At 37.9% G+C, this 16,460-nt stretch carries 19 protein-coding genes; 13 read left to right on the forward strand and 6 right to left on the reverse strand.

Going from position 1 to position 16,460, the window contains the following annotated elements; translation table 11 throughout:
- The first annotated feature begins 85 nt into the window (after positions 1–85).
- The gene (gene nadB / locus B9T35_RS06190; RefSeq protein WP_086190236.1) at positions 86–1,723 is read left to right on the forward strand and encodes an L-aspartate oxidase; all 1,638 of its coding nucleotides are present in this window, start codon (positions 86–88) and stop codon (positions 1,721–1,723) included.
- An 87-nt stretch (positions 1,724–1,810) separates the two neighbouring features.
- On the opposite strand, the gene B9T35_RS06195 is transcribed toward nadB, so the two are convergent.
- The 4 genes from B9T35_RS06195 to pabC form a co-directional block, all read right to left on the reverse strand.
- Positions 1,811–2,242 carry a PaaI family thioesterase gene (locus tag B9T35_RS06195; RefSeq protein WP_086190237.1) on the reverse strand — a complete coding sequence of 144 codons (432 nt, stop codon included), beginning with the start codon at positions 2,240–2,242 and terminating at the stop codon, positions 1,811–1,813.
- Between the two features lie 99 nt (positions 2,243–2,341).
- On the reverse strand, positions 2,342–2,947 hold the full coding sequence (tmk, locus tag B9T35_RS06200; protein WP_086190238.1) for a dTMP kinase: 606 nt from the start codon (positions 2,945–2,947) through the stop codon (positions 2,342–2,344).
- A gap of 9 nt (positions 2,948–2,956) precedes the next feature.
- Positions 2,957–3,955 (reverse strand): endolytic transglycosylase MltG, encoded by a 999-nt coding sequence (gene mltG / locus B9T35_RS06205; protein WP_416202425.1) that lies wholly within the window; start codon positions 3,953–3,955, stop codon positions 2,957–2,959.
- A gap of 58 nt (positions 3,956–4,013) precedes the next feature.
- Positions 4,014–4,826 (reverse strand): aminodeoxychorismate lyase, encoded by an 813-nt coding sequence (gene pabC, locus B9T35_RS06210; protein WP_086190240.1) that lies wholly within the window; start codon positions 4,824–4,826, stop codon positions 4,014–4,016.
- Between the two features lie 166 nt (positions 4,827–4,992).
- Between pabC and B9T35_RS06215 the strand changes: the two genes are divergently transcribed.
- The 6 genes from B9T35_RS06215 (at position 4,993) to B9T35_RS06240 (ending at position 10,497) form a co-directional block, all read left to right on the forward strand.
- A complete protein-coding gene (locus B9T35_RS06215) occupies positions 4,993–6,000 on the forward strand; it encodes a sulfate ABC transporter substrate-binding protein (RefSeq protein ID WP_086190241.1) in 1,008 nt (335 codons plus the stop codon).
- A 29-nt stretch (positions 6,001–6,029) separates the two neighbouring features.
- Positions 6,030–6,635: an RBBP9/YdeN family alpha/beta hydrolase gene (locus B9T35_RS06220; protein WP_086190242.1), complete on the forward strand. Its 606-nt coding sequence runs from the start codon at positions 6,030–6,032 to the stop codon at positions 6,633–6,635.
- Positions 6,636–6,722: 87 nt separating this feature from the next.
- A complete protein-coding gene (cysT, locus tag B9T35_RS06225) occupies positions 6,723–7,556 on the forward strand; it encodes a sulfate ABC transporter permease subunit CysT (RefSeq protein WP_086190243.1) in 834 nt (277 codons plus the stop codon).
- Positions 7,553–8,443 (forward strand): sulfate ABC transporter permease subunit CysW, encoded by an 891-nt coding sequence (gene cysW / locus B9T35_RS06230; RefSeq protein ID WP_086190244.1) that lies wholly within the window; start codon positions 7,553–7,555, stop codon positions 8,441–8,443. The genes cysT and cysW overlap by 4 nt, the downstream gene beginning before the upstream one ends.
- An 11-nt stretch (positions 8,444–8,454) precedes the next feature.
- Complete coding sequence (locus tag B9T35_RS06235) at positions 8,455–9,516, forward strand: sulfate/molybdate ABC transporter ATP-binding protein (RefSeq protein WP_086190245.1); 1,062 nt, start codon at positions 8,455–8,457, stop codon at positions 9,514–9,516.
- Positions 9,517–9,567: 51 nt separating this feature from the next.
- Positions 9,568–10,497, forward strand: coding sequence for a CysB family HTH-type transcriptional regulator (locus B9T35_RS06240; protein ID WP_086190246.1), 930 nt, complete (start codon positions 9,568–9,570; stop codon positions 10,495–10,497).
- Positions 10,498–10,602: 105 nt separating this feature from the next.
- Here B9T35_RS06240 and carO read toward each other — a convergent pair whose 3' ends face one another.
- Complete coding sequence (carO, locus tag B9T35_RS06245; protein WP_086190247.1) at positions 10,603–11,343, reverse strand: ornithine uptake porin CarO; 741 nt, start codon at positions 11,341–11,343, stop codon at positions 10,603–10,605.
- Positions 11,344–11,646: 303 nt separating this feature from the next.
- Between carO and dapD the strand changes: the two genes are divergently transcribed.
- From dapD to B9T35_RS06275, 6 genes are all read left to right on the forward strand, one after another.
- A complete protein-coding gene (gene dapD / locus B9T35_RS06250; protein WP_086190248.1) occupies positions 11,647–12,468 on the forward strand; it encodes a 2,3,4,5-tetrahydropyridine-2,6-dicarboxylate N-succinyltransferase in 822 nt (273 codons plus the stop codon).
- 77 nt (positions 12,469–12,545) lie between these two features.
- A complete protein-coding gene (gene queE / locus B9T35_RS06255) occupies positions 12,546–13,256 on the forward strand; it encodes a 7-carboxy-7-deazaguanine synthase QueE (RefSeq protein WP_086190249.1) in 711 nt (236 codons plus the stop codon).
- A 32-nt stretch (positions 13,257–13,288) separates the two neighbouring features.
- Complete coding sequence (gene queC / locus B9T35_RS06260) at positions 13,289–13,957, forward strand: 7-cyano-7-deazaguanine synthase QueC (protein ID WP_086190250.1); 669 nt, start codon at positions 13,289–13,291, stop codon at positions 13,955–13,957.
- Positions 13,958–13,972: 15 nt separating this feature from the next.
- Positions 13,973–14,383 carry a hypothetical protein gene (locus tag B9T35_RS06265; protein ID WP_086190251.1) on the forward strand — a complete coding sequence of 137 codons (411 nt, stop codon included), beginning with the start codon at positions 13,973–13,975 and terminating at the stop codon, positions 14,381–14,383.
- Positions 14,384–14,445: 62 nt separating this feature from the next.
- Positions 14,446–15,138 carry a diphthine--ammonia ligase gene (locus tag B9T35_RS06270; RefSeq protein ID WP_086190252.1) on the forward strand — a complete coding sequence of 231 codons (693 nt, stop codon included), beginning with the start codon at positions 14,446–14,448 and terminating at the stop codon, positions 15,136–15,138.
- 14 nt (positions 15,139–15,152) lie between these two features.
- Entirely contained in the window at positions 15,153–15,614 is a 462-nt protein-coding gene (locus B9T35_RS06275; protein WP_086190253.1) for a peroxiredoxin, read from the forward strand.
- 94 nt (positions 15,615–15,708) lie between these two features.
- On the opposite strand, the gene B9T35_RS06280 is transcribed toward B9T35_RS06275, so the two are convergent.
- On the reverse strand, positions 15,709–16,311 hold the full coding sequence (locus tag B9T35_RS06280) for a LysE/ArgO family amino acid transporter (RefSeq protein ID WP_086190328.1): 603 nt from the start codon (positions 16,309–16,311) through the stop codon (positions 15,709–15,711).
- Positions 16,312–16,460 lie beyond the last annotated feature (149 nt).

Genomic DNA, 16,460 nt, shown 5'->3' on the forward strand with positions numbered 1-16,460 from the left:
TGCTTTATTTAAAAAGTGTGAACTATAACTATTGTATTTTTATACAAAAAAGAGTGTCATTAACAAACTTTTTTCAAATTAGCTGATAGACATGTCTAATTTAAGCACAACACATCAATTTGATGTGATTATTGTGGGAAGTGGCGGTGCTGGCTTAAGTTTAGCCTTATCGCTACCTGATCATTTTAAAATTGCAGTTTTAGCGAAATCATTCCTAACTGATGCAAGCACCTATTTTGCACAAGGTGGTGTTGCCGCAGTTCTTGATGAAACAGATTCTCTAGAACAGCATATTGATGACACGATGATTGCAGGCGCTCAGTTATGTGAAAGAGATGCTGTACAACATACAGTTGAAGGTGGCAAACCTTCGGTTGATTTCCTGTTGAAGCAAGGTGTTGAATTTACTTTAGACGAGAAACAACAGCTACATTTGACTCGTGAAGGTGGGCATTCTCAGCGCCGTATTATTCATAATGCAGATGCCACGGGTAAAGCGATTTCAACCACTTTAATTGAAAAAGCCAAACAAAAACAAAATATTGATATTTTTGAAAATTATATTGCGATTGATTTAATTACAAAACATAAACTCGGTGAAACTGATGAAGAAAATCGGGCTGTAGGTTTATATGCCTTGGACGAAAAAAATGAAAAGGTACATACCTTCTTAGCACCGTTTACTGCCCTCGCCTGTGGGGGTGCAATGAAAGCTTATTTATATACCTCTAACCCTGATATTGCGACAGGTGATGGCATTGCAATGGCATATCGTGCGGGTTGCCGTGTTGCCAATATGGAATTCAATCAATTTCATCCGACCTGCTTGTATCATCCTCAAGCGCGCTCATTTTTAATCACAGAAGCCATGCGTGGTGAAGGTGCATATTTGCGCTTACCTGATGGTGAACGCTTCATGCTTCGCTTTGATGAGCGTGCAGAACTTGCACCTCGAGATATTGTTGCACGAGCAATCGACTACGAAATCAAGCGCCTCGGGATTCGACATGTTTGGCTCGATATCACACATAAGCCTGAAGCTTTTGTAAAAGAGCATTTTCCGACGTTATATGCACGACTGCTTGAACTTGGAATCGACATTACCAAAGAGATGATTCCAGTCGTTCCAGCAGCGCATTACACTTGTGGTGGTGTGGTTGTTGATGAAAATAGCCAAACGGATATTGAAGGTTTATATGCGATTGGTGAAACTTCGTATACTGGCTTACATGGTGCTAACCGTATGGCAAGTAACTCACTTTTAGAATGCTTCGTCTATGGAATGAGTGCTGCAAAAGATATAGAACAGAAATATAGTCCAAACTTTCATTTCCCGAAAGTTGCTGGGTGGGATGCAACCCAAGTCGACAATCCTGATGAAGATGTTGTTATTCTGCAAAACTGGGATGAGCTGCGTGCCACCATGTGGAACTATGTCGGTATCGTTCGCACTACTAAACGTTTAGAACGTGCACTACATCGTATTGAAATGCTGAAAAAAGAAATTACTGAGTATTATCAGGATTATCACGTCAGCAAAAATTTAATTGAATTACGTAACTTAGTTTTAGTTTCAGAAATGATTGTTCGTTGTGCAATGCAACGCAAGGAATCTCGTGGCTTACACTACACCTTGGATTATCCTGAATTATCACCTGAATTGCGTAAAACGGTTTTAACACCACCCAACTTCCAAGTGGAAACACCATTGGTCAATGCATAAATTTAGAAGGAGATATCATTTCAATAATGGTATCTCCTGTTCTTGATGCACTATTCGATTCAACCAAAAATAAGCTTCCTAGCCAAATTAAATTATATTGCTCAATCTTTGCGGAGGAATAGAATAAGTTCCTGTTACATGTGCGACGGGCTCATCTGAATCAATTGAATAAATCCAAACTTCACCCACAATTAAAGCTTTACCAACTTTCATTAGTTTACACACACCACGAAGATCTGTTCCACCTGTTGGTTTACGCAGGAAATTAATATTCATATTCGTGGTTACAGCTAAACCAACAATCCCAATTTCACCTAAAATCGCAACATATAAGGCAAAATCAGCAAGGGTCATCATGGTCGGTCCTGATATTGTGCCACCCGGACGAATATCATTTCCACTTACATGCCACGTTAAAGTTGCGCCTTTTTCAACAACCTCTTCAATCTCACACTTTTTTAAACTCGGTGGAAAGTGCTTTTCTAAAAATGCAACGATTTCTGTTTTATTACTTTTCATAAAGTTTTATCTTCATATCCATATGTATCACTTATCAATATAAAGACTTTCTCAACTTTATCTAGTCAGGTAACCCGAGCGTTCACTTTTAAAAAATGATTAAAATTCTTTTACATAACCAAGCGCAGCTTCAAAGACTTGTTCAGGCATTTGCGTCGCATCCAAACGTTTCATCCTCACTGGATTCTTTGCATGAAGCTCTTCAAAACCAGAACGAACTTTTTCAAAAAAGCTCACTTTTTCTTGTTCAAAGCGATCTAAAGCACCACGTTCACGAGCACGTGTCATGCCCAATTCAATGGGTGCATCTAACCAAAAGGTAATATCTGGCATTTTTACCACAAAGTTATCATTTAACAATTGTAGCTTTTCACGACTTAAACCACGTCCGGCACATTGATAAGCAAAACTTGAATCACTAAAACGGTCACATAAAACAATCTGACCTTGTGCTAAGGCAGGTAAAATAACTCGTTCAAGATGCTGCGCTCGAGCCGCATACATCAGCAAAAGTTCAGTATCATGACTCATTTGCTCATCATGATTTACAGAAAGCAATAAAGAGCGAATCTGTTCTGCCAAAGGTGTGCCACCCGGCTCACGAGTTAAAACAACATCTTGAGCTTCAGCTTGAAAATGTTCATACAATTTACGAATAAGCGTGGTTTTTCCTACACCTTCAGTGCCTTCAAAACTAATAAACATGCTCATTCCTTACTTCTTAGATCGCATAACTGAAATATATTCCTGCACAGCACGGTTGTGATCTGCGAGATTGCTGGTAAATGTATGCCCACCATTACCTGTGGCAACAAAATAGATATTTTCTGAATCATCTGGATGCATGGTTGCTTCAATGGCTTTCTTACTTGGCAAAGCAATCGGTGTTGGCGGTAATCCATTGATAGTATATGTGTTATATGCTGTCGGTGTACGAAGATCTTGTTTCGAGATTTTCCCTTGATATCGATCACCCATGCCATAAATAACGGTTGGATCAGTTTGTAAACGCATCCCCATTTTTAAACGGCGTGCGAAAACACCTGAAACTTGCTCTAATTCACGATCTACACTGGTCTCTTTTTCAATAATGGAAGCCATAATCAAGGCTTCATACTTATTCTTATAGGGTAAATCTGGGGCACGTTTTTCCCATGCTTCATTCAAAATTTTCATTTGACGTTGATATAAATCAGTCAAAATCTTTTTATCTGACTCACCTTTATCAAAGAAATAAGTATCGGGTGCGAATAATCCTTCAGGATGTTCATAAGGGATATTTAGTTCTTTCAAAAGCTGTGCAGTCGGTAAATTGACCACTGATTTTTGAATCAAATTGTCTTGACGCAGTGCTTGAATCAATTGTTTTGCAGTCGTGCCTTCAATCACCAATAAACGACTCATTTGAGCATTATCAGCATTGGATACCATGTCCAAAACTTCACGAACACTCATACCTTGAGTCACTTCGTAGACTCCAGCTTTCATGGTGTCATGAATAAAAACCTTACGGTATAACTTTAAAATGATTGGAAAACTAACTTTCTTATCTTCTGCCAGTTGATCGATAAAACCAGTATATGTTTCACCATTGGTAATTGATAATTTTTGTTTTTTTCCTTCGACAGGATAATCTTTAAATAAGTTTAATTTTAAGACAATCGCAACCACGACACACAATGCCATGAAGCCAATGAGGATACCTTTATACATTTTATTCGAAGCAGGCTTGGGTGCTTTCTTTTTCGGTTTAGCTTGAGTTGTCGGCATATTAATTAAACTGATTCAATTGCAAAGTTTGAAATAGCTCAACACAAGGTTGAACATCTAAAGTACGGGTATCAAATTTTTGTACAGCTTTCATCGGACTCAAAGCATTACAGAAAAATAAGCTTTGTATGTGTTGGATTTCATCCATATCAATGAAACGCGATATACAAGGAACATGATGTTGTTGCATACGCGCTAAAATTTCCGCACGCATCACACCATGAACGCCATTATAACGAAGTTCAGGGCTAATCCACTCATCGTTTATTCTAATAAAGCAATTACTGCTTACTCCTTCAACAACTGCACCTTGTACATCAGTCACCAAAGCCTCTAACCAGCCATGTTCTTGGGCTTCCTTTTTTAACATGACTTGTTCTAATCGGTTTAAAGTTTTTAAACCAACCAGATTTGGCATACTCAGGCCAATAGCTTGCATAAGTACACCACTTGAAATCACTTCAGGTTGATGATCTAAGGTTTCTTTTGGATAAAAAATCACATAAACATCTGCTGGATGATCAGGCATCGCATAACCACGATCCCCCTCTCCACGGCTTAAAATTATTTTTAAAGTACCACTTAAATTTGAAAAAAGTTGATTCAGTAATTCAATCGTCTGATCGAGTACAGCGAAATCAACATTCAAAAATAACCGTTCAGCAGAAAGTTTTAACCTCGCCCAATGTAAATCTTTCAACTCAAAATTTTGCTGATGAAAACGTGCCGTACTAAAACAACCATCTCCATAATGAAATGCTCGATCTAAAAGTGGAATTGAATCAATTTGTTGACCATTTTTAAAACATATCATTGCAAATTACACCTTCTCAATTTCGTAAAACTAGCTAAACATATCACCAAAAACTATTTCACATTTATTCATATAAAATTCATTTTTTATTATTTTTTATGAATAAAGACTGGCGGTATGCTCCATCCATATTAACGAACTTTCGAAATACTTGGGGATTATAACCATGCGCTTTTCAAAATTAAAATTGAGTATTGTCACAGCACTTGTTTCAGTTTCATCTTTTTCTTATGCAGCTAAAGACTTTTTAAATGTCTCATACGATCCAACTCGTGAATTATATGAAGATTTTAATAAACAATTTGGGGCTTACTGGAAAAAAAGCACAGGACAAGATCTTAATTTCAAACAATCTCACGGTGGCTCTGGTAAACAAGCCCGTGCTGTCATTGATGGTTTAGATGCCGATGTCGTAACTTTAGCACTTGCTGCAGATATCGATGCGATTGCTGAAAAAACCAATTTACTACCAAAAGACTGGCAAAAAAAATTCCCTCAAAATTCTACGCCATATACCTCTACCATTGTCTTTTTAGTCCGTAAAGATAATCCAAAGCAAATTAAAGATTGGGGTGATTTGGTTAAACCTGGTGTGGAAATTATTACACCAAATCCAAAAACATCAGGTGGTGCACGTTGGAACTACTTAGCAGGATGGGCTTGGGCAAAGCACAAATATGGTACAGAGGCTAAAGCACAAGATTTTGTTCGCCAAATTTATAAACAAACCAAAGTATTAGATTCAGGCGCACGTGGTGCAACCACAACATTTGCTGAACGTGGGATTGGCGATGTGTTATTGGCTTGGGAAAACGAAGCTTATTTAGCTGTTCGTGAACAGCCGGGTAAATTTGAAATCATTACCCCATCTCTGTCAATTTTAGCTGAGCCACCAGTTGCGATCGTTGAAAAAAATGTACAAAAAGATGGGAATGCCAATGTAGCAAAAGCATATCTCAACTTCCTTTATTCACCTTTAGGACAGGACATTGCAGCGAAAAACTATTATCGTCCTCGCAATGCAGCCGTGTTGAAAAAATACAGCACTGTATTTAAACCTTTAAAATTGGTCACAATTGATCAAGAGTTTGGTGGATGGACAAAAGTTCAGAAGCAACATTTTGAAAATAATGGTGTGTTTGATCAAATCGTTAAAGCCAACAATACAAAATAATTCAATTGAATAAGAACGGGAGCATAGACATGATTCATACCCTCATTGTTCCAGGTGTCGGTGGTAGTCAGTATCAGCATTGGCAATCTTGGTTGCAACGCCAACTCATGTCTAGCTCACGTGTTCAACAGCAAGATTGGAACTTGCCTATTTTAGCAAACTGGGTTGAAAACTTTGTACACAGTGTTGCTAAAATTGATGAACCAATTCAAGTTGTAGCACATAGTTTTGGATGCTTGACCAGTCTTGCAGCTTTGAATCAGTATCCTGAACTTGCAAAAAAAATTAAGAAATTGATTTTAGTCGCTCCTGCAAATCCTGCTCGTTTTGGTGAGCAAGGTTTTGCACGTGACAGTATTGGAAATTATGCAGCTTATTTTCACTCTTTAAAGGTCACGCTTCCGAATGAAATGATCATCAGTGAAAATGATCCTTGGTTAAGTTTTAGCGATGCGCAAGCCCTTGCTCAAGCTTGGGGAATCAAGCCACGAAATTTAGGAAAAGTCGGGCATATTAATGTGGATTCAGGCTTCGGCCCTTTTCCTGAAATATATGATCATCTTATTTTAGAAAAGAAAAGCTCATATATCAGCAATACTGATGATACCAAGTTGTTTTTTAAATTTGCAATTTGAATGATGCACTCTATTCTTGGCGAAAATTGTTTTTAAATTTATTCACCTACTGAAATTCAGTCGGTATTCTCTCTTTGAGGAGTAGTCATGTCGCAGCGATCCCGAGTGCTGCCAGGATTTGGTCTTTCTCTAGGCTTCACCCTAGCGTATTTATCTTTAATTGTTCTTATTCCATTGTCCGCAGTTTTTATCAAATCTTTCGGCATCGGTTGGGATGGATTTATTGATATTGTTACTTCTGAACGTATCTTAAAATCTTTGCAATTAAGCTTTAGTTCCGCATTATTAGCCGCATTAATCAATGTTGTTTTTGGTTTATTATTGGCTTGGTGTTTAGTGCGATATACCTTCCCGGGTAAACGTATTGTCGATGCTTTAGTTGATTTACCTTTTGCCTTACCTACAGCTGTTGCAGGTATTGCACTCACCTCTTTATATGCACCAACAGGTTGGATTGGACGATATTTAGAGCCTCTCGGTATTCATGTTGCCTATACACCTATCGGGATTACACTGGCTTTAATCTTCATCGGTATTCCTTTTGTTGTGCGTACAGTACAACCTGTACTCAGTGATTTAGAAACTGAGCTAGAAGAAGCTGCCTCTGCACTTGGTGCCAATCGCTTTCAAATTGCGACTAAAATTATTTTACCGATTTTATTTCCTGCTTTATTAACAGGTTTTGCACTCGCATTCGCGCGCGGTGTAGGTGAATATGGTTCTGTAATTTTTATTGCAGGGAATCAGCCTTTTGAAACAGAAATTGCACCTTTAATGATTATTTCTCGTTTAGAGGAATACGACTATGCAGGTGCAACAACAATTGCTGTAGTGATGCTTGTGATTTCATTCGCAATTCTATTTCTAATCAATTTAGTGCAAGCTTGGGCTAGCCGCCGTACAGGGAGAACTGCACGATGAGCTTAAATAACAACAGCAATGCTCTGGCAATAAAATTACAATCGAGAGATGCGACGCGTGAACCAACGTGGGTGCGTTACACCCTCATTACGATTGCACTGATCTTCTTTTTGAGTTGCTTAATTTTACCTTTAATCTTGGTTTTTGTTGAAGCCTTTAAACAAGGCGTTCATGTTTACTTCCAAGCATTAATCAATCCCGATACATTATCCGCAGTCAAACTGACCTTAATTACAGCAGCCATCGCTGTACCGCTTAATGTCGTATTTGGTGTTGCGGCAGCATGGTGTGTGGCTAAATTTAATTTCCGTGGTAAATCTATTCTAACCACAATTATTGATATGCCATTTTCGGTCTCACCAGTCATTGCAGGTTTAATGATTGTACTGATCTTTGGTTCTCAAGGTTGGATTGGTGGTTGGTTAATGGATCATGATATTAAAATCCTCTATGCAACACCTGCCATTGTTTTAGCAACAATTTTTATTACCGTACCCTTCGTTGCTCGTGAATTGATTCCACTGATGGAAGCGCAAGGTACAGAAGAAGAAGAAGCCGCAATTGTATTGGGTGCTTCAGGTTGGCAAACCTTTTGGAAAGTCACCTTACCCAATATTAAATGGGGTCTAATCTACGGCGTGATTCTATGTAATGCCCGTGCAATGGGTGAATTTGGTGCTGTCTCTGTGGTATCAGGGCACATTCGTGGTGAAACCAATACTTTGCCATTACATGTTGAAATTTTATATAACGAATATACTTTTAGTGCCGCTTTTGCAGTGTCTTCACTGTTGGCTTTACTTGCAATTGTCACCCTCATTTTAAAAACTTGGGTCGAAATACGTCAAGAAAAGCAAGATCGTCGCAATGAAGATTCAGCAACTTAAGGAATGACCTCATGAGTATTCAAGTTAAAAATATTGAAAAAAACTTTGGTGCATTCCATGCACTTAAAAATATCTCTTTAGACTTTCCAGAAGGTCAATTGGTTGCATTACTGGGACCCTCTGGCTGTGGGAAAACCACACTTTTACGTATTATTGCAGGTTTAGAATCTGCAGATAAAGGTCAGGTCATTCTAGAAGGCACTGATGCAACCGATGTACATGTTCGCGAGCGTCAAGTGGGTTTCGTATTCCAACACTATGCTTTATTCCGCCACATGACTGTATTTGAGAATATTGCATTTGGTTTACGTGTTCGACCACGTGCAACACGTCCAAATGAGGCGGAAATTAAAAAACGTGTAACGCGTTTGCTTGATTTGGTACAACTTGGCTTTTTAGCAGACCGTTACCCTGCTCAACTGTCAGGTGGTCAGCGTCAGCGTATTGCACTGGCTCGTGCATTGGCTGTTGAACCACGTGTATTGTTGCTTGATGAACCTTTTGGTGCTTTGGATGCTAAAGTACGTAAAGAATTACGTCGTTGGTTACGCACACTGCATGACGAACTTCATATCACCTCTATTTTTGTGACACATGACCAAGAAGAAGCTTTGGAAGTTGCAGATCAAATTGTGGTAATGAACAAAGGTGATATTGAACAAATTGGCTCACCGCGTGAAGTTTACGAACAACCCGCGACACCATTTGTCTTTGACTTTTTAGGTCAAGCTAATCGTTTTGAAGGTGAAAACCATCAAGGCATTATCCAAATCGGTGAAGATCGCATTCAATTACCACAGTCACAAAATGCACCACAAGGTAAAGTCATTGCTTTTGCGCGTCCAAATGAATTACGCATTCATGCGCAACCAACGGATAATGCGATTCAGGCTACCTTCCTACGTGAAATTTGGATTGCAGGTAAAGTCATGGCTGAATTACAAGATCGTGAAGGGAATTTGATTGAGATTACGCTCAGCCCTGAAGAAACAAAATTACACCAATTTAGACCGAATCAAACTGTTTGGATTAGTGCATCAACATTACACTTGTTTGCAAATCAAGTCGCATAACGACATTAGGATGCATTGGATGATGCATCCGCCATTGAGGTATGAATTAAAATGAACTTTCAGCAATTACGCATTATTCGCGAAACAGTTCGACAAAATTATAATTTAACGGAAGCTTCTGCCGCACTTTACACATCACAATCGGGTGTGAGTAAACACATTAAAGATTTAGAAGATGAATTGGGTGTACAACTTTTTGTTCGTAAAGGCAAAAGACTGCTTGGATTAACCGAACCTGGACAAGCTTTATTGAGTATTGTGGAACGAATGCTGATTGATGCCGACAATATTAAACGTCTTGCGGATGACTTTAATAAAGTGGATGAAGGAACATTAACGATTGCGACAACGCATACCCAAGCACGTTATGTATTACCACCGATTGTGAATGCCTTTAAAAAACTATTTCCTAAAGTCCATTTGATTTTACAACAAGCCAGCCCTGTTGAAATTGCAGAAATGCTACTTTTAGGTGTCGCTGACATTGGTATCGCAACTGAGTCTTTAACCACTGAAGATAACCTAGGTAGCGTACCGTTTTATAATTGGAAGCATAGTATCATTACTCCTCAAGGGCATCCTTTGACTTTATTAGACCCAAAAGACATCACCCTCGAGCGTATGGCTGAATATCCGATTATTACCTATCACGGTGGTTTTACAGGTCGTTCAAAAATTGATAAAGCCTTTGAAGATGCGGGTTTAGATGTTGATATCGTCATGTCAGCATTGGATGCCGATGTGATTAAAACTTATGTAGAACTCGGCATGGGTGTCGGTATTGTCAATGATGTTGCTTATGATACTGAGCGTGATCATCGTCTTAAACAAATTCCGACTGATATTTTTGGCTTAAATACCACTTGGATTGCGGTAAGAAAAGGTCATTTGCTGCGTGGCTATGGTTATGAATTTATTTCACTCTGTTCACCTGAAGCAGATATTAAAGCATTAAAAAAAGTCGCTTATCCTGAAGGATAAAATATGACTATTGAAAAGAGGGGTTATCTCCTCTTTTCAACCTTTAAAATTAAAACAATCAATAAAAAAACGAGCCGAAGCTCGTTTTTTGTTAAGAATAAATACTTACCAATTGTAGCTTACGCCAACTTTACCGACTGGTAACCATTTATATTTATCATCATTCGCAATTTTTTGTTCTTCAGCAGCTACAGACTGTCCAATAGTCGGAGCACCTGGAACGCCATTCACAAGTGTTCCGTAATCATGTAAATTTACTGATGGATTACCTGTATAATAAGCACCTACTTCACCAAAAACACCAATATTTTTAGTAATTTTTGGTGCAAAACCTAAACCGACATATGGAGCAATATTATTGTCGTATGACAAATTACCTTTTACGCCACCGATGCCAGTATAAGCAACATCATTTACATTAATACTGCCATTAGCATTACTATTACGTTTATTCAAATCATAATTAGAATCAACATATGCTACACCAGCTGCTACATACAAACCTTGAGCCCATCTATTTTGGCTCGCACCCCAAGGACGTAATTCAGCATTTAAATAGACTAAGTCATTATCCATATCAGCATCATACTTAGTACCATTTACAGATACATCATCAGTCCAAGAAATGTCACCGCCATTATAACCCAATGCCAAACCTACATATGGATTTGCTGTCCATAGTAAAGCGCCACCATAACCCGTTGTGCCAACTTCTGCACGAACACCTGTAGGAATCAATTGATTTGCATCAAATGTGCTACCACTACGGACAACTTGACTATCAGCCATTGCTAAACCAGATGCCGACAATGCTGCAGCTACTGCAAGTACTTTTAACACTTTCATTTATATCTCTCCTCAAAATCGAGTTTGTTCTTTAATCTTTAATGTGTTCAGACTCATGATGCATACTAGTTGAAAACTAGGACACATTTAATACAGTTATTGATTATTTTTTGTTATTTTTTGATACAAATAAGTGTTATTTGTTGTTTTTTATCACTTTACTGATTACAAAATAACCTATATTTATATTATTTTTCGCATTTAATATGCATATATTAGATTTTTCTATGAACTTGCGTTTTTTTATCTAAATTGTGGGCATTCTGGTGTAGAATCTTTAAAAATTTTTTGGGAAGAAAGATCATGTCTCAGCTTTCAACGATTATTGAAGAAGCGTTTGAAAACCGTGCTAACTTTTCTGCAACGGATTGCCCTGCAGAAGTTCGTCAAGCAGTTGAACAAGCAATTGCTGGTTTAGATAATGGTACATTGCGTGTTGCTGAAAAAATCGAAGGTGAATGGATTGTTCACCAATGGTTAAAGAAAGCCGTATTATTATCTTTTAAATTAAATGACAATAAACCGATTGAGTCATGTGATCTTCAGTTTTATGACAAAGTTGATACTAAATTTACAGGTTGGACAGCGGAACAGTTTAAAGTTGCTGGTGTACGTGTAGTACCACCTGCTGTTGCTCGTAAAGGTAGTTTCCAAGCGAAAAATGTTGTATTGATGCCATCATATGTCAACATTGGTGCTTATGTAGATGAAGGCACAATGGTTGATACATGGGCAACTGTAGGCTCTTGTGCTCAAATTGGTAAAAATGTTCACCTTTCTGGTGGTGTGGGTATTGGTGGTGTTTTAGAACCTTTACAAGCAAATCCAACCATTATTGAAGATAACTGCTTCATCGGCGCACGTTCTGAAATCGTTGAAGGCGTGATTGTTGAAGAAGGTTCAGTGATTTCAATGGGTGTATTCATTGGTCAATCAACCAAAATTTTCGACCGTGCAACAGGTGAAATCTATTACGGACGTGTACCTGCGGGTTCCGTTGTTGTTGCTGGTAGTCTGCCTTCTAAATGCGGTACATACAGCCTTTATGCTGCTATTATCGTGAAGAAAGTAGATGCTCAAACTCGTTCTAAAACAAGTTTGAACGATTTATTACGCGAAGACTAATTTCTCGTATATTCATAGGTCTCTACGGTCAGTCATGATCGTGGAGATTTTGTTTTTATAATCTGTGGTATTTTGTTATGAATTCTCTGCGCTCAAGTGCAATCCCTGTTTCCGATCCATCTTCTGGCTTACGTATCACGGAAATTTTTTATTCTTTGCAAGGAGAAGCAAATGCAGCAGGTTTACCTACCGTTTTCATTCGTTTAACAGGTTGCCCTTTACGCTGTACGTATTGTGATACGACCTATTCTTTTGAAGGTGGCGAACGCCAATCATTAGAGCATATTATTCAAACAGCTCAAGATTTTAAGACTCCATATATTTGTGTGACTGGTGGTGAACCCCTTGCACAGCCCAATTGCTTACCCTTATTACAACAATTATGCGATTTAGGTTGTGATGTTTCTTTAGAGACCAGTGGTGCTTTAGACGTTTCTAAAGTTGACCCGCGTGTTTCTAAAGTTTTAGACTTAAAAACACCAACATCAGGTGAAGAGAAGCGTAATCTTCTCAGTAATTTAGACTATTTAACTCAGCATGATCAGATTAAATTCGTCATTTGTAATCGTGAAGATTATGAATGGTCTAAGCTACAACTTGAAAAACATGAGTTACAGAAAAAAGTCAGTACTGTCTGGTTTTCTCCTGCATTTGCAGTTGAAAAAAATACGGCTCGACTCCCTGCTTTAGCGCGTGATTTAGCGCAATGGATTTTAGACGACCAACTCCCCGTTCGTTTTCAATTACAATTACATAAATTGCTTTGGAATGATGAAACAGGTCGTTAATCCTATAATCAAATTAATTTGGAGATATTGATATGCACCCTCGTGCCATTGTTTTATTGTCAGGCGGATTAGATTCAACAACATGTTTAGCTTGGGCTCAAGCAAATTATGAATGTATCGCAATTAGCTTTATGTACGGTCAGCGTTCAACCACTGAACTTGATGCAGCAAGAGCACTCACGCAACGTGCAGGCGTTGAGCATCGCGTCATTAATATTGATTTGGGTAATTTAGGTGGTTCTGCGCTCACAGATCTAAGCATTGACATTCCTGAGCAAGAACAAGAAGGCATTCCTGTCACTTATGTTCCAGCACGAAATACGATATTTCTGTCTTATGCACTTGCAGCAGCAGAGGTTTTTGATGCTGAAGCTATTGTGATTGGGATTAATGCTGTTGATTATTCAGGATATCCTGATTGCCGGCCTGAATTTATAGATGCCTTTGCCAATATGGCACGTTTAGCAACCAAAGTCGGTGTAGAAGGAAAACCTCTTACATTTGAAACACCTTTGTTACATTTATCCAAAGCGAATATAATACGCTTAGGCATAGAACATGGCGTAGACTATAGTCAAACAGTCTCATGCTATCAGGCAGATGACCAAGGACGTGCATGTGGTAAATGTGATAGCTGTCGTTTGCGTAAGCAAGGTTTTATTGATGCAGGTGTTGCAGATCCTACACGCTATATACCCTAATAATCAGGTACAGTTATGAAAAATTTAAAATCGGGTCTTATTCTTTCTACTTTATTTTCTGTTACAGCTTTATTCGGTGCAACGACTCAAGCTGCTGAATCAAATGCGATTCAAGATGCATATAAAAGCAGCAATGTTAAATCTGCTTTAATTAACGTATGTAAAACAGAAACAGCGAAAAGCGGTAAACTAACCACTGCTGAAGTCAGTAAATATTGTAGTTGCGCTGTTGAGTCTGATGGTAAATTAACCAATGATCAAAAATGGCAAATTCAAAGTGCCATTAACCAAAAGAAAAGCCCTGCAACTTTAACTTTTGTACAACAGCAAAATAAAGCACTTCAAGCATGTTTTGGTCCACAGTTAACGACTAAATTACAGACTTTAACTGAAGCTGCGATGAAAGCTGCTCAAGCGAAGAAATAATTTTCGTATTACAACAAAGCCTGCATTCGCAGGCTTTTTGTCTATTTATAAGTTGAAAAGTAATGCAACATCAATGGAATACCAATGCAAATGACAAAAAACTTGTCGTTTCCTATAGTGGTGGTAAAGACAGTACTTTAGCGTTATATCATGCCTTGCAAGTTGGGGAAGTGATTGGCTTAATCATGATGTTAGAAGAGCAAGGACAGCGCTCTCGCTCACATGCAATGCCGCTTGAGATTATTCATGCTCAAGCCAATGCACTTGATTTACCTGTTTTAATGGCATCTTCAAGTTGGAATAATTATGAAGCTCAATTCCTCGATTTATTGGCTCAAGCAAAAAATCAAGGTGCTGAAGTTTTAGTTACAGGTGATTTAGATATGCCTGAGCATGGTTGTTGGCATGATCGTATCACTCAACAAGCTAAACTCAAATTAAGTATGCCATTATGGCAAAGACCACATCGAGACGTTATTGAAGAATTCATACAGCTGGGTTTTCAAACCATGATCGTGACTGTGAATTTAGACTTAGGCATGAAAATAGAAGATTTAGGTCAAATTTTAACACTTAAATATATCCAAGAACTTGAAAGTCGTAATATTGACCCATGTGGTGAAGGTGGTGAATTTCATACTACCGTACTTGATGGCCCTATCTTTAAAACTGCGATTTCAGTGCGTAAAGGTGATATTCTTTATCACGAAAATTATGCCTTTTTACCACTCGAATTAGAAAGCCATTCATTTTAATTAAGGATTAAAGCATGACTGAAAATATTAAGCTTCCAAATCAAATATTCCCAACAACGACAGGTGAAATCAACCTGACAGAATTAGCGACAGATTGGTTAATTCTCTATTTTTATCCAAAAGATTCTACGCCAGGCTGTACAACGCAAGCTGTCGGTTTTTCCTGCTTAAAAGATCAATTTGATACATTAAACACCACCATTGTTGGTGTATCACGTGATTCTGTCAAAGCGCATCAAAACTTCACTGAAAAACAATCGCTTACCATCAACTTGATTAGTGATAAAGAAGAAGTTTTATGTCAACACTTTGATGTGATTAAAGAAAAAAATATGTATGGTAAAAAAGTTATGGGCATCGAACGCTCTACTTTTATTTTCCATAAAGGTCAATTAGTAAAAGAATACCGTAAAGTTAAAGCTGCGGGACATGCTGAACAAGTTCTAGAAGATCTAAAAGCATTACAAGCCAACTAATTTATTTTGTTAAACGTCATCAAATTCAATATTTTTTTGATGACGTAAACAGCGACCCAAGCTATCACTTAGTCGCTGTTTTTTATTATAGATTTTAAGATAGCAGTAATGAGATTGCGATTCCCCACATCATACAAGCAATCAAAAAATCTAAGATTTGCCATGACCTCGTCTGCTGAAATAATGGCAACAGTAAGCGTGCTCCATAGCCTAAACTGTAAAAGAAAATCCATGACGCAGTCATTGCACCTAAAGCAAAATAAATTTGAGTTGTAGGAAATTGAGTCGAAACAGTCCCAATTAAAACCACGGTATCCAAATATACATGTGGATTTAGCCATGTTAAAGCCAAGCAAATCATGATCATGGGTAAAAGCTTGGTTTCTTGATTTTCACTCAGCTGTAAACATTGTTGTACTTTAAAAGCCTGATAAAAATGTTGAGCACCATAAAACAGAAGAAATAACGCACCTAAGTATTTTGCAATGACCACTAAGTTTGGATACAGCAAAATTAATTTTGAAAACCCAAGTACGCCAAATAAAATAAGCATCGAATCGGACAATGCACAAACCAGGCATAGCCAAAATACGTGTTGTTTTTTAAGACCTTGCTTTAAAACAAAAGCATTTTGAGCACCAATGGCTAAAATGAGCCCTAAGCCAATACCAAAGCCTTGTAAATATGTATTGAGCATGACATGACTGCGATAAAATGATGATGCCATTATCTTTGTTTTTATTTTAAAATAAGTATAGTTAAGAAAATATTAGTATAACTCAGTTTTTCTAAGCTTGAATTTAAACTCTTTATAACACTTTTCGTATCCAATTTTGAATTTTCCTT

Source organism: Acinetobacter sp. ANC 3832 (assembly GCF_002135415.1).
Taxonomy (GTDB): domain Bacteria; phylum Pseudomonadota; class Gammaproteobacteria; order Pseudomonadales; family Moraxellaceae; genus Acinetobacter.